The following is a 14,429-nucleotide window of genomic DNA, read 5'->3' as shown; positions in this document are numbered from 1 at the left end:
GGTGCGACCCGGGGATGCGAGCGATCGGGAAGCCTCTGGCCCCGGTCGGGCAAGTTCCCGGTCATGAACGTTCGTACCCTTCGTCAGCTGGATCCGGCTGGCCGCGGAATCGGTGCCACAGCCGGCGGCCGGCGAGGAACAGCAGCAGAGTGCCCGCACACGCTGTCAGGATCGCCAAGGCCTGCCCGTACGCGTTGGACCGTACCGTCACGCTGGTCGGCTCACCGAGTTGCTGCCCATCGGCCGTGGTCAGCGAGAAGGTGACGACGAGCTTGCGGGAGTCGTTGGCCTCGGTGGGCACGGTCAGCGTCCGGCTGCCCCGCGGCGGCAGTGGCGTCGGCCCGATGTCGGTAATGGTCATCCCCGACGGCGCGGCTACCTGCAGCTGGACAGTGATGCCCACGGGCAGGTCGTTCCGTGCGACGAGCAAAAGGGGGCTCTGTTCCGACGCCAGGGTGTAGACACCGCCGGGGGACACGACGGTGACGGCTCCGAACAGGTCGTTCATGGTGTCGGCCACCTGCTCGGTGCGCAGGTCGGATGCCTCGCTCGCCGAGTCGTGCTCCTCGTCACGGCGATGGGCGAGGCTCATCGAACGCAGCAGATCTTCGCGGAGCGGTGCGGTGAACCGCTCCGGGGTCAGCGTGGCCTGCGGGTCGTCGATCAGCGCCGTGTTCAGTGTCTCGATGCGGGGTATCTGCTCGGCGACGGCGTCGCGGTGGTGGGCGGGAATCCCGTCCTTGTTGGCCTGGTCCGGGTAGTCCAGTGACGACAGCTCCGGTGATCCGGGTTGGCGACCCAGCAGAGTGGGAAGTGGCCGGGGGGTGGCGAGACCGGTCCGGATCATCGACGACACCGTCGACAGAATCGTCTCGGCGTCGTCCTCGCCGGCGGTCCACAGTTGGGGCGGCACCACCATGAGGGAGCGCGGTGTCCCGGAACTGCGGGCGACGGCCGGTTCGAGTGCAGACCAGGACACGGCACCCAGGGCGTCTTGCAACCGGGCTGCCTGCGAGTCGTCGGTGAGGTCGAACCGGGCCCGCGCGGGGGTGTACGAGGGAGTCTGCGGCGTGGTGCCGGTCGCGGCCAGTGCAGCGCCGACCGCAGGATCGAACAGCAGCGCGTCGAGGCTGCCGGTGGGCGCGGATGTCCCGGTGGCCGCGGGGGTCGTTTCACCGTTCCCGGGCACCGGCGCCTGCGCCGGACTGGCCTCGATGACGTGGGCGCTGTCCCTCGGTGCGTCGGTGTCGACGGCGTTGGCGGCGAGCAGGGTGGTGGTGGGCTGATCGCGGCGTAACAGCTGTGCCGTGTCGTCGTCGAGGACTCCGGCGTCGCCCCACACGAAGTTCCGCAGCGAGGTGACCCCGAGGATGTTGTCGACGATGTCGGCGGGAGCCTCGAGAGCGGCGGCAGTGAGCTCGGTGTTCCCCACGGCACTGATCGCGGACAGATCGGCCTGGGCGAACGGCACCGACGTGGTGCACATCGATGCGGCGAGCGACCGGGCTCGCTCGAGCCAGTCCGCCGCGGCCTCCCGGCCGGTACCCGCGTGCGCAGGCCCGGTGGGGTCGGACGGATCGTCCACCACCAGATAATCGCGGGTCATGTTCTCGACCGTGATGAGCAGGTCGGGGTCGACGGCCAGACACATGCTGTCGCGAAGTGCATGATCTCGATCCACAGCGTCACCGGTGGCGAACTCCGCGGACGCCAGCAATTCGTGGAGGCGTCCGCCGTCAGCAAGGGAGGTCGCGAGCTCGTCGTCGACGAGACGAACCGGGTCGGTGACCGAGCCCGGCACCCCGGCGGCGAGTCGCGGCCGGTCGGCGAGCGGCCACAACATGGTGACCGCGACGGGGCTGGAAATGTCGGGTGGAATTGCCGGCGTACCGGGCACCCCGAACACGGGGAGCAGGAAGCGGGCATCGTCCAGGCGCGCGGCGCCACCGTACTCGGGGGTGCCGTTGACGTTGACCAGCATGGGGTAGACGCCGGGTTCGGTGATGTCGAGTGCGGGATCGGTGTCCGACCGCAGTGGCAGGGACAACGTGAACTGCTTGCTCTGGCCTTCGTCGAGGCTCTCGGCGACCGTGTCGAACATGCCGACCGTGTCGAACCGCGACTGGTCGAGTGTGAGGGAGGTTCGAAGGGCATCGCTGCTCGCGACGGCGGGGGCCCGTTGCAGGCGCACGCTGACGTCGCTGACCGTGCGGTCGCCGATGTTCTTCACCGATCCCGACACCGTGACGAAGGGATCGCTGGTGGTGGTGACCGTGTTGGGGGTGACCTTGTCGATGTGCAGCTCGAGAAACTCCGGATCCTCGTCGACGGTCTGGCTCCCGGCGCTCACCGGCGGAACGGGATCCTGGGCAACAGCCACTCCGGTGCCGATGGGAGCGAGAGCAACCACGAGTGCGGTCGATGCCGCTGCCCCGATCCGGCGAAAAGCCATTCTCATCCGGCGTCGTGCCCCTTCTGGAGCTTCAGATCGGGGTCGGGAAGAGTGGTTGTCATCTTGGAGATCAATTCACCGGCGATTTCTGCGAGTTTCCGTTCGTCTGCGTAGGCCAGGCGTGACCCCAGCTCGGCGAGCGGCACCCACGCTACCTCGGTGACTTCCACGTCTTCGTCGGACAGTTCCCCGCCGAGGAAACGGAGCAGATAATGATGCACCGTCTTGTGGACACGCCTGCCCTCGGTGACGAACCAGTAGTCGATGCTGCCCAGTGAAGCCAGGACCGTGCCCTGGATGCCTGTCTCCTCTTCGACCTCACGCATGGCGGTCTGCTCGGCCGTCTCCCCTTGCTCGATGTGCCCCTTGGGCAGCGACCACAGCAGACGGCCGCGCCGATCGGTCCGCCCGATGAGCGCCGCGCACAGGTTCTCCCCGGGTCCGTCGAGACCGTTGACCACCAGACCACCCGCCGAGGTTTCCCGAACCGTCCTCATGTGGGGTTTCGCGGGTTTGCCGACGGCGCCGCGCCGCCGCGAGTTGCGGCGACTCCTGTTCGCACGTTCGGCAGCAGACACCCCATCGATAGTAGTTGCCTTCCCGGCGTCTCCCTGATTGCCGCACCCAACCGAGACGCTTCGTGACGGTCCTGTGGTGATCGAAACTTCGAGGTGACGCCCTCGCATGCATACCCCGCTATTTGCGCACCTCGGTAAGCTTCCTGGACGTGACTGTCCCTTCTCTCGACGACGAGCGCCGTACGCGACTGCTTGCCGGCGCCGCGGTGACGCTGCGCGAGCTGTCCGAAGTCCTGACGCCGCTCGGAGAGAGGTTCGCTGCGGCGGGCCACGAGCTGTACCTGGTGGGCGGGAGTGTCCGGGACGCGATTCTCGGACGCCTCGGCACCGACCTCGACTTCACCACCGATGCCCGGCCCGAGCAGGTGCAGAAATTGCTGTCGGGCTGGGCCGACAACCAGTGGGACACAGGTATCGACTTCGGGACGATCAGCGCCGCGAAGGCGGGGCAGCAGATCGAGATCACCACCTACCGGGCCGACGCGTACGACCGGGTGTCGCGCAACCCCGTCGTCTCGTTCGGGTCGAAGCTCGAGGACGATTTGGTGCGGCGAGACTTCACGGTCAACGCGATGGCGGTGAAGATCGGTGCGGACGGCTCGCAGGACTTCGTCGATCCGCTCGGCGGGATGGATGCGCTTCTGGCGGGTGTGCTGGACACCCCGTCGGCTCCCGAGAATTCCTTCGACGACGACCCGCTGCGCATGCTGCGGGCCGCCCGCTTCGTGTCGCAGCTGGGTTTCACCCTCCACGAGCGCGTACATCGGGCGATCACGGACATGGCACCGCAGATCGAACGCATCACGGCCGAACGGGTGCGCGCCGAACTGGACAAACTGATTCTGGGCGAGTTCCCCAATGACGGCATCAACGTGATGTGTGAGACCGGGCTGGCCGACCACGTGCTGCCCGAGGTGCCGCAGATGAAGCTCGAGATCGACGAACATCATCAGCACAAGGATGTGTACTGGCATTCGTTGACCGTGCTCGCGCAGGCCATCGACCTCGAGGACGGCGACCCCGACCTCGTGTTGCGGTGGGCTGCGTTGCTGCACGACATCGGTAAGCCGGACACCAAGCGCAACGAGCCGGGCGGCGGCGTGAGCTTCCACCACCACGAGGTGGTGGGGGCCAAGTTGGTGCGTAAGCGGATGCGCGCTCTCAAGTACTCCAAGCAGATGGTGGACGACGTCTCTCAGCTGGTGTTCCTTCACCTGCGTTTTCACGGCTACGGCAAGGGTCAGTGGACGGATTCGGCGGTACGTCGCTATGTCACCGACGCCGGACCGCTGCTGCCGCGGTTGCACAAGCTGGTCCGCGCCGACTGCACCACGCGTAACAAGCGGCGGGCGGCGGCGTTGCAGGCCACCTACGACGACATCGAGGAGCGGATCGCGAGGCTGGCGGAGCAGGAGGATCTCGCCCGGGTGCGCCCCGACCTCGACGGCAACGCGATCATGGAACTGCTGGGCATTCCCGCGGGTCCCGACGTGGGAAAGGCATGGCAGTACCTGAAGGAGCTGCGACTCGATCGTGGTCCCCTCACCCGCGACGAAGCGGAGGCCGAACTGCTGTCGTGGTGGGCGTCGCAGCAGGGCTGACCCGCGGCGACGGGTGAGAATTGCTTACCCGACCGGCTCACCTGCGGTGACGCCCGTCACAGGTATTGCTGCCATACCCCTCTCGACTCACCACCCCGCTGCTTCTCGGGTGCGACAGACGTCATCGAACGCTCACGGGGGTTAATCCCGACGAAACACACCAATCGGCACTCTTGATAGGGGCCGAGAACCAGGTGGACATGTCGCGGCCGTGCAGGTGAAGGAGCAGTCGATGCAGCAGCAGAAAGCCGGTACTTCCACAGTGAAGACCGCCTGCTCGTACTGCGGTGTCGGCTGCGGCATGGTCCTCGAAGTCGAAACGAACCCTGAGACGGGTGCGCGCCGCGTTCTGAAGGCGTCCGGCGACAAGGAGCATCCGACCAATTTCGGCCGGTTGTGCACCAAGGGCGCGACGAGCGCCGAGATGCTGGTGGCCGGTGGCCGGATGGAGACCGGCTACCTTCGCGACGAGCGCGGCGAGGCACCGACGGCTGTGCACGTCGACGCCGCGATCAGCGAGACGGCACGCCGGCTGAAGGAGCAGATCGACAAGCACGGACCGGACGCGGTCGCCTTCTACGTCTCCGGCCAGATGTCCATCGAAGCGCAGTACCTCGTGACCAAGCTGGCCAAGGGGTTCGTCGGCACCAACCAGATCGAGTCCAACTCACGCCTCTGTATGGCCAGTGCCGCCACCGGGTACAAGCAGTCGCTGGGCGCCGACGGCCCCCCCGGGTCGTACCAGGACTTCGACAAGGCCGACGTGTTCTTCGTGATCGGCGCCAACATGGCGGACTGCCACCCAATCCTGTTCCTGCGCCTCCTCGAGCGCGTGAAGGCGGGAGCGAAGCTGATCGTCGTGGACCCGCGGCGCAATACGACGGCCGACAAGGCCGATCTCTTTCTGCAGATCACGCCCGGTACCGACCTCGCATTGCTCAACGGCCTCCTGCACCTGCTGGTGAAGAATGGGCACACCGACCCCGCATTCATCGCCGAGTTCACCGAGGGTTGGGAGGTGATGCCGGAATTCCTCGAGGAGTACACGCCCGACAAGGTCGCGGACATCACCGGCATCCCCGAAGCCGACATCCGACAGGCGGCCCAGTGGATCGGCGAGGCCGCCGAATGGATGACGTGCTGGACGATGGGCCTCAACCAGAGCACCCACGGCACCTGGAACACCAACGCGATCTGCAATCTCCACCTCGCCACCGGTGCGATCTGCCGTCCCGGCAGCGGACCGTTCTCTCTCACCGGTCAGCCCAATGCCATGGGTGGCCGCGAAATGGGATACATGGGCCCGGGTCTGCCCGGTCAACGGTCGATCCTCGCGGCCGACGACCGCGCGTTCGTCGAGGACCTGTGGGACCTGCCCGAGGGCACCATCCGCACCGAGGTCGGCACGGGCACCGTCGACATGTTCGAGCAGATGGTCGCGGGCCGGATCAAGGCCTGCTGGATCATCTGCACCAACCCTGTCGCCACCGTGTCGAATCGGCGAACGGTCATCGAGGGACTCGAGGCAGCCGAGCTCGTTATCACACAGGACGTGTTCCTCGACACCGAGACCAACGGTTACGCCGACATTCTGCTGCCGGGCGCGCTGTGGGCCGAGTCGGACTCGGTGATGATCAATTCCGAGCGCAACCTGACGTTGCTGCAGCAGGCCGTCGACCCGGTGGGTCAGGCGTTGCCCGACTGGAAGATCATCGCGCGGGTGGCCTGCGAGATGGGATACGCGGACGCCTTCACCTACGAGACGTCCGAGGACGTGTTCGAAGAGATCAAGCGCACGTGGAACCCGAAGACGGGTTACGACCTTCGCGGCATCACCTACGAGCGGCTCCGTCAGACGCCGGTGCAATGGCCGAGCCCGCCCGGTGACCGCACCGCCCGCAACCCCATCCGTTACGTCAATGACGGGGTGAGTCAGAGGCTGCTGTCGGCTCCCGACGGCTCGCTCCCCCGGCTCGCCTTCGCCACCCCGAGCGGGAAGGCAGCCTTCTTCCCGCGACCGCACATGCTGCCGGCCGAGCTGCCGGACGACGACTACCCGTTCGTCCTCAATACGGGTCGGTTGCAGCACCAGTGGCACACCATGACGAAGACGGGCAAGGTGGCCAAGCTCAACAAGCTGAACTCGGGACCCTTCGTCGAGATCAACCCCGCGGATGCGCGGCGGCTGTCGATCTCCGACGGTGACAAGGTCGAGGTGGCGTCGAGGCGTGGCCGCGCGGTGCTTCCCGCGGTCGTCAGTGACCGGGTGCTTCCCGGTGGCTGTTTCGCGCCTTTCCACTGGAACGACTCGTTCGGCGAGTACCTCAGCATCAACGCCGTCACCAACGATGCCGTCGACCCGATGTCGTTCCAGCCGGAGTTCAAGGCCTGCGCAGTGTCACTGACTCGCGTGGCACCGGTGTCGCAGCCGGCGGTTCCGGAGACCGGCGGATCCCAGCTGCAGCTCGCGAGCGCAGCCGATGAACTGACCCAGCTTCTCGGACTGGATGATTCGGCTCCCCCGAAGTTCGACGAACACGAACGCACTTATCTTTCGGGGCTGTTGTCGGGACTGCGGTCCACCGAGGTCCGTGGCGTGCCGGTCCTTCCCCGGGACGCCCCGATCTCGGGTTCCAAGCGGGTGTGGCTCGACGGGATGCTCGCCGGTCTGTTCTCACGTTCGGGCGACACAGCCGGGGTCGCCGCGCAGAATGGCGGCGCGGCAGGTACTGAATCGGTCCAGCAGCCTGTCGTGGTGGTGTGGGCCTCGCAGACCGGCAACGCCGAGGAGTTCGCCGCCGAATGTGCCGCGCAACTGCAGGCGGCCGGGCACGGAACACATCTGATCAGCATGGATGACTACGACGTCGGAAGCCTGCGCGGTGTCCGTGACCTCCTCATCATCACCAGCACGTTCGGTGACGGAGACGCGCCCGACAACGGCAGCAGCTTCTGGTCGGCGCTCAGCAGTGACGAGGCACCCACACTGACCGAAACCCGATATGCGGTATTGGCTTTCGGCGACTCCAGCTACGACGACTTCTGCGGCCACGGTAAGCGGCTCGATGCTCGGCTCGAGCAGTTGCAGGCGAAGCGTCTCACCGCCCGCGTCGACTGTGAACCCGACTACGAGGAACAAGCACGCGAGTGGCTGGCGCAGGTGCAGAAGCTGGTTCGCGACAGGGAGGCAGTCGAAGGTGTGGCAGTCGCTTCCGTCGCGCCCGCACCCGCGCCGAAGAAGGCAGCGGCCTTCTCGCGTAAGTCACCGTTCGTCACCCGCCTCACGAAGAACGTGCGCCTCAGCGCGGCGGGATCGTCGAAGGACGTGCGACAGTTCGGTTTCGAGGTGAGTGATCCGGAGTTCGTCTACGAGGCGGGTGACGCGCTCGGCGTCTGGCCGACCAACAGCGACGCCGTCGTCGACGAGTGGCTGAAGGTGACGGGGCTGAAGCCCGATGTCCCGGTGACCGTGGCCGACCTGCCGGAGATGCCGCTGCACGAGGCGCTGCGGACCAAATTCGAGATCACCAAGGTGACGCCCGAGCTGCTCCGGTTCGTCCAGAGTCGTACGCAGGACACCGAGCTGGCCCGATTGATGCGACCGCAGAACAAAATTGCCCTTCAGCAGTGGTTGTGGGGCCGGCAGTCGATGGACGTGCTCGGGCAGTACGGCGTTCACGCCGAGGTCGAGGAGTGGCTCGGCGTTCTCAAGCGGCTCCAGCCGCGACTGTATTCCATCTCGTCCAGCCCCAAGATCGATCCCGGCGAGGTGCAGCTGACCGTCTCGGCCGTGCGGTACAACCACGAGGGCAAGGACCGGTCCGGCGTCTGCTCCACGTTCCTCGCGGATCACTGCGACGAGGCCGAGGTGCCGATCTTCGTGCAGAAGTCGGCGCATTTCCGACCGCCGGCGTCGGCGGATGCGCCCATGATCATGGTGGGCCCCGGCACGGGAATCGCCCCGTTCCGCGGATTCCTGCACGAGCGGCGCGAACTCGGGCACACGGGCAAGAACTGGATGTTCTTCGGTGAGCAGCACGAAGCGACTGACTTCTACTACCGCGAGGAGATGGAAGCTATGCACCGCGACGGATTTCTCACCCACCTCGATGCAGCATTCTCCCGCGATCAGCGGCAGAAGATCTATGTGCAGGACCGCATCCGCGAACACGGAGCGAAGTTGTGGAACTGGATGCAGGAGGGCGCGTACCTGTACGTGTGCGGGGATGCCAGCCGGATGGCGAAGGACGTCGACGAGACGATCCGAGAAGTGGTCCGCACGCACGGCAGGCTCGACGAAGAGGACACCGAGCTTTACATGAAGCAGTTGTCCACTGACAAACGGTACGTACGCGACGTGTACTGATCCGCTTCTGCGGGTCGTATCGCTTGATCATTCCGCAAACGCGCGCATACGATGAGCGTTATGACGCATCCGCGGAGTCACGCCTAGATGACGCGCATCCGGGTCCGCCAGGCCGCCGAACTGCTCGGCGTCAGCGACGACACCGTCCGGCGGTGGATCGACAACGGCAGCCTCCTCGCCGAGAAGGACGACTCCGGGCGCATGGCCGTCGACGGCGCGGCACTCGCCGAGTTCGCCCGCGCCCACGCGTCCGCGTCGCCGGATCTCCTCGGATCGGGGTCCTCGGCGCGGAATCGGTTCACCGGGATCGTGACGGCCATCGTCTCCGACACGGTGATGTCGCAGGTGGAGCTGCAATGCGGGCCGTTCCGGGTGGTGTCCCTGATGAGCAGCGAAGCGGTGCGCGACCTCGGGCTCGAACCCGGGACGATCGCGGTGGCCGTCGTGAAGTCCACCACGGTCATTGTCGAAACTCCCGTCGAGACCTCATGAAACGGAACTCGAGCCGAGCAGCCGCCGGCATCGCCCTGGCCGTGCTCATCCTCGGAACTCTGTCCGGGTGTGGCTCCGACGACACCGACTCGGGTGAACGGATCACGGTGTTCGCGGCGGCCTCCCTGAAGTCCACCTTCACCGAACTCGCGGAAAGATTCGAGGCAGAGCATCAGGGATCTCGGGTGGAGTTCAGCTTCGCCGGTTCTTCCGATCTGGCAGCCCAGCTGGATCAGGGTGCTCGCGCCGACGTATTCGCGTCCGCAGACCAGCGCAACATGGCCAAGGTGGTCGATGCGGGACTCACTGCGGGTAGTCCTGTCGACTTCGCCACGAACAGCCTGACCGTCGTCACCGCGCCCGGAAACCCGAAAGGGATTACCACATTCGCCGACCTGGCCCGTCCGGGAACCTTGGTGGTCACCTGCGCGCCGCAGGTGCCGTGCGGCTCCGCGACGCAGATGGTCGAATCGTCGACGGGCGTCGATCTCGCACCGGTCAGCGAAGAGTCGTCGGTGACGGATGTCCTGAACAAGGTGATCGCCGGGCAGGCGGACGCCGGGCTGGTGTACGTCACGGACGCGACCGGAGCGGGTGACGCTGTGACGGCGGTGGCCGTACCCGAGGCCGCGCAGGCGGTGAACACCTATCCCATAGTTACTCTTGCTGATTCAGGCGCGCAGGAAACGGCCCGAGAATTCGTCGAGTTCGTCACCGGACCCGACGGCCGGGCAGTTCTTGCCGATGCAGGATTCGGTGAGCCGTGACCCGTCCGGCGCGTACGGTGGTTCCCTCCGGGCTGCCGCGCTGGCTCTTCGTCCCGGCGGCTGTCGGGGGGTTGTTCGTCGTCCTTCCGTTGACGGCGATGCTGGCAAGCGTCGACTGGCCCCGATTCGTCGAGTTGGTCACCTCCGAGTCCTCGCTCGCCGCGCTGGAGCTGAGTCTGCGTACTGCTGCCGCCAGCACGGTGCTGTGCATCCTCCTCGGTGTACCGATGTCGGCAGTATTGGCGCGCAGTAGCTTTCGGGGTCTTCCCGTGCTGCGGTCGCTGGTGCTGCTGCCGTTGGTGCTCCCACCCGTCGTGGGCGGAATCGCATTGCTCTACACGTTCGGCCGGAAGGGTCTCATCGGACAGCATCTGGAAGTGGCGGGAATTTCCGTCGCGTTCACCACCACGGCGGTCGTGCTCGCACAGACCTTCGTGGCATTGCCGTTCCTGGTAGTCAGTCTCGAAGGGTCGCTCCGTACCGCGGGCAGGCGGTACGAGTCCGCCGCGGCCACACTCGGAGCCGGCCCCACTACGGTCTTCCGCCGCGTGACTCTTCCACTTGTGTTGCCGGGATTGGTATCCGGAGCCGTGTTGTCGTTTGCGCGGGCACTCGGTGAATTCGGCGCCACCCTGACGTTCGCCGGCAGCCTCGAGGGGGTCACTCGCACCCTTCCGCTGGAAATCTATCTCCAGCGGGAAACGGATGCCGATGCGGCAGTGGCGTTATCGCTGGTTCTGGTGATCGTCGCGGTGGTCATCGTCGTGGGGTCGCGTGGCTGGGCGTCGAGAGCGGTGCCGTGAGCGGGCTGAGCCTCGATGCGCGGATACAGGCCCGCGACATCGAGATGGCCGTCGACGTCGCGGAGGGTGAGGTTCTGGCCGTCCTCGGCCCGAACGGCGCCGGCAAGTCGACACTTCTGTCCGTCGCCGCCGGACTGATACGGCCCGACGCCGGCCGGGTCGAATTGAACGGCCGGGTACTCACCGACACCGACGCCGGGATCGCCGTTCCACCGCATCGCCGGGGAATGGCGCTACTCGCGCAGGAGGCGTTGCTGTTTCCGCATCTCACTGTCGCCGCCAACGTGGCCTTCGCCCCCCGCAGCGCCGGACGGAGTCGCAGGGAAGCACGGACCATCGCCCGGCATTGGATGGACGCCGTCGACGCGACGCAGTTCGCCGACCGCAGACCCCACCAGTTGTCGGGTGGGCAGGCTCAACGTGTCGCGGTCGCGCGGGCTCTGGCGGCGGATCCTCAGGCGCTCCTGCTCGACGAACCGATGGCGGCTCTGGATGTGGCTGCGGCTCCCGCGTTGCGGGTTCTGCTCCGAAAAGTCCTGCGCGAGGAGCATCGGACCGCCGTCGTCGTCACTCACGACGTCCTCGACGCACTGGCGCTGGCCGACCGCGTGATCGTGGTGGACGGCGGAAGAATCGTCGAGTCGGGGTCTGTGCGCGATGTGCTTTCCCGGCCCCGCAGCTCGTTCGCGGCGCGGATCGCAGGACTCAACCTCGTGGCCGTCTTCGCTACCCCGTCCGGGTTCGAGACGGAGAACGGTGTCCGGATGCACGGCCTGCCCGACGACGACGTGGGAGGCACCGCTCCGGCCGTCGCAGTGTTCGCGCCGCATTCGGTGGCGGTCCACCGGCGCTCACCGGAAGGCAGTCCGCGCAACGTCTTCGGCGTGACCGTGACCGAAATCGAGGTGCGCGGCCCTATCGTGCGGGTGCGGGCGGTGACTGCCCGTGGTCGGCTGGAACTGAGCGCCGATGTGACAGCAGAATCCGTCGCCGAGCTCGATCTGGTACCCGGACTCGACGTGTTCTTCGTCGTCAAGGCCACCGAGGTGGCAATCCACGCCGTGAGTACTTATTGACATCCCGTGGTTAACAAGTACTCACGGGTGCGTCAGCGCAGGGACGCGTGCATCAGGTAGACGTTGTAGCTGTCCCACTCCGACATCGTGAAGTACAGGTCCTTGTCGGTGGACCACGGATGGATGAAGCCGCCGTACGCCTTCGGGTAGTCGGCCGTGTCGACGAGGGTGGCTCCGCCGGACCAGACGCCCTGGGGGGACGAGGATTGGCGGAGGATTATCCGCCCGCCGATGGGCTCGAGGTAGCTCATCAGCCACGTGCCGGTGCCGGTGTCGTAGCGAACCGACAGCTCGCTGGCCACCCCACCGACGATCGGGGTCGCGAGATGTTCGGAGACCGGCGTCCATGTTCCGTTCGACCAGTACTGGTACGACGTGGTGTTGAGTACCTGATCGACCGGTACCCGGGCCAGGCCGATGGTGCCGATACGCCCGTTCGGAGTGCCGAACATGTACACGTAGTCGCCGTGGGGGACCATGGCCGACACCTGAAACCGGGCGCCGAAAATGTTGTGCCACTTGGCATGCTGATCCTTGGTCCACGTCTGACCGTTGTCGTCCGAGTACGCGATGCCGCCGTAGTTCGTGTACCACATGCCGGGCACCACACTCCACCGTTTCACCGACATGTAGCTCAGGAACTGCCGGTTGCCGATCGTGAACCCCGACGTGGGGATGGTCGTCGTCTCGAAGTTGGGAATGTGCCGGCTGTCGATGATCTCGGCGGCGTGGCAGCGACTGTCCTGCACCATGCTGTCGATGGTCATGCCGTCGGACAGGTCGGTGTCCGTGCTGTGCCCGAGAACGTTGCTGCGCCAGTCTTCCCCGAAGGCGCCGGGCGGATTCCAGTCCTTACCGAAGGTGTCACCGAAGGCGATGGCCACCTCCCCGGGCTTCGTCTCCCAGATAATGCCGAGGTCCGTGCCGTCCACCTGCCAGCGCTTATCGGTCCGATTTTCCGAACCGTGGCCCGTCAGCTGCGACACCAGGCGCACGTCACCGACCGCCGGGGTGCCGAGTGCTTCGGTGAGGGAGCCGCGTTCGGCCGGGTTGATCTGCACCGGGGGTGCGGGCTGCGGCGCGGGACCCGGGCCGCCGGGGACGGGGATCGGAATGGTTTCCGGTCGTGGGTCGATTTCGATCTTCGGAATGTGCAACGCGCTCGACCCGGAGGATCCCGACGAGCCGACCTCCGGCTCGGGTTCCTCGATCTCGTCGGTGAGGTCCGGGCACGGGTCCGCGCACGGGTCGGCGGGTAGGTCTTGTGGCACGCGAGTCTGATTGACGGTAGGGCCGGGGACCGGCACCGGCACGAAGTCGGGGTACGGAATCGGGATGGCGATGGTCGGCGGTATCGGCGGTAGCAGCGGACCACCGGGAGTCGGGGGCTCCTTGGCCGGGTTGAACCCGGTCTCGCCACAGATGTTGACCGGCAACCACGAATTGATCTCCGCCGCAGCGGGACCTGCCGAGAACCCGATCGTTGCCGCGACGACGGCGGCGACGCACAACGGTGCTCCGGCAACAGACCAGGACTTCTCGACCACGGGACCCCTCCAGATCGGTGGTCGGAGTCAGGATGGACCGACCTGCACGTTCAGGGCAAAAGGTAGCACCCGGTGGCGGCGTTCTCGGGTTCGGTGCCCGGCGTGCCCGGTCGCAGTCCGGTCACAGTACGGTGTCACGGTCGCATAGCATTTCGCTGATCGGGGCACCCGGGATGTGGCGAAGCCCCGGATTTTCCGGCTCCAGCGGAACCGGATGCGGTTGCGCTGCGTCGAATCCTTACATGGACCCTCTCGAGTATTCGTTCGGAACCGGCGCAGAAGCCCCCGCGACCTGGAACTCCCCAGCCGACCTCGATCTGGGTCCGCTCGGCGGAATGGACGCGGTGCGGCTCGACTTCGACGGTGACGGGCTTCTCGACGACGCTATGTGGGACGACAACGGCGACGGGACGGCCGACCACTCGGTGCTCGACTACGACGCCGGGGACGAAGCCCGCTACTTCACCGACCCCAGCGGCAGCGGGACGTGGGACCGCGAGGTGCGGGTGGCCGGCGACCACATCGAACCCGCGTACGACCTGCGTCGCCATCCGGATCCGGTGCCCGATCGACGGAATGACGAACCGTCCGACCCGAGCGTGCGCACGGTGGCTTCCGATCGGATTCCCGATGCCGTGACGGTCGGTGCACTTTCTCTCTGGCGGTCGGAGGCGGTACTCGGCCACGGCGGCAGCATTGACGTGGCCCCTGAGATCGGGGAGGGTAAGTTGTGATTTCAAACCCAGT

General features: G+C 66.4%; 10 protein-coding genes. 7 read left to right on the top strand and 3 right to left on the bottom strand.

Features of this window, described 5'->3' with window-relative positions; all coding sequences use genetic code 11:
* Positions 1 to 61 precede the first annotated feature (61 nt).
* Both R4P95_RS28620 and R4P95_RS28615 read right to left on the bottom strand, forming a co-directional pair.
* Positions 62 to 2,452: a DUF6049 family protein gene (locus tag R4P95_RS28620; protein ID WP_317747303.1), complete on the bottom strand. Its 2,391-nt coding sequence runs from the start codon at positions 2,450 to 2,452 to the stop codon at positions 62 to 64.
* 2 nt (positions 2,453 to 2,454) lie between these two features.
* Positions 2,455 to 3,030: an NUDIX hydrolase gene (locus R4P95_RS28615; RefSeq protein ID WP_213575446.1), complete on the bottom strand. Its 576-nt coding sequence runs from the start codon at positions 3,028 to 3,030 to the stop codon at positions 2,455 to 2,457.
* A gap of 149 nt (positions 3,031 to 3,179) precedes the next feature.
* On the opposite strand from R4P95_RS28615, the gene R4P95_RS28610 reads away from it, so the two are divergent.
* The 6 genes from R4P95_RS28610 to R4P95_RS28585 all read left to right on the top strand — a co-directional run bounded on the left by R4P95_RS28610 (position 3,180) and on the right by R4P95_RS28585 (position 12,135).
* Positions 3,180 to 4,631, top strand: a complete 1,452-nt coding sequence (locus R4P95_RS28610) for a CCA tRNA nucleotidyltransferase (protein WP_317747255.1) — start codon at positions 3,180 to 3,182, stop codon at positions 4,629 to 4,631.
* A gap of 232 nt (positions 4,632 to 4,863) precedes the next feature.
* The gene (locus R4P95_RS28605; protein ID WP_317747254.1) at positions 4,864 to 8,997 is read left to right on the top strand and encodes a bifunctional nitrate reductase/sulfite reductase flavoprotein subunit alpha; all 4,134 of its coding nucleotides are present in this window, start codon (positions 4,864 to 4,866) and stop codon (positions 8,995 to 8,997) included.
* 87 nt (positions 8,998 to 9,084) lie between these two features.
* Positions 9,085 to 9,489, top strand: coding sequence for a molybdopterin-binding protein (locus R4P95_RS28600; protein WP_317747252.1), 405 nt, complete (start codon positions 9,085 to 9,087; stop codon positions 9,487 to 9,489).
* The gene (modA, locus tag R4P95_RS28595; RefSeq protein WP_317747250.1) at positions 9,486 to 10,256 is read left to right on the top strand and encodes a molybdate ABC transporter substrate-binding protein; all 771 of its coding nucleotides are present in this window, start codon (positions 9,486 to 9,488) and stop codon (positions 10,254 to 10,256) included. Before R4P95_RS28600 ends, modA begins: the two co-directional genes overlap by 4 nt.
* Positions 10,253 to 11,059: an ABC transporter permease gene (locus R4P95_RS28590; RefSeq protein WP_213575451.1), complete on the top strand. Its 807-nt coding sequence runs from the start codon at positions 10,253 to 10,255 to the stop codon at positions 11,057 to 11,059. The genes modA and R4P95_RS28590 overlap by 4 nt, the downstream gene beginning before the upstream one ends.
* Positions 11,056 to 12,135, top strand: a complete 1,080-nt coding sequence (locus R4P95_RS28585) for a sulfate/molybdate ABC transporter ATP-binding protein (RefSeq protein ID WP_317747248.1) — start codon at positions 11,056 to 11,058, stop codon at positions 12,133 to 12,135. The genes R4P95_RS28590 and R4P95_RS28585 overlap by 4 nt, the downstream gene beginning before the upstream one ends.
* A gap of 32 nt (positions 12,136 to 12,167) precedes the next feature.
* Here R4P95_RS28585 and R4P95_RS28580 read toward each other — a convergent pair whose 3' ends face one another.
* Positions 12,168 to 13,682: a DUF4185 domain-containing protein gene (locus R4P95_RS28580; protein ID WP_213575453.1), complete on the bottom strand. Its 1,515-nt coding sequence runs from the start codon at positions 13,680 to 13,682 to the stop codon at positions 12,168 to 12,170.
* 242 nt (positions 13,683 to 13,924) lie between these two features.
* On the opposite strand from R4P95_RS28580, the gene R4P95_RS28575 reads away from it, so the two are divergent.
* Positions 13,925 to 14,416 (top strand): hypothetical protein, encoded by a 492-nt coding sequence (locus R4P95_RS28575; RefSeq protein ID WP_317747247.1) that lies wholly within the window; start codon positions 13,925 to 13,927, stop codon positions 14,414 to 14,416.
* Positions 14,417 to 14,429 lie beyond the last annotated feature (13 nt).

The organism is Rhodococcus sp. IEGM 27, from assembly GCF_033142305.1.
Lineage (GTDB): Bacteria > Actinomycetota > Actinomycetes > Mycobacteriales > Mycobacteriaceae > Rhodococcus_F > Rhodococcus_F oxybenzonivorans.
This window is presented reverse-complemented; position numbering and strand designations above follow the sequence as displayed.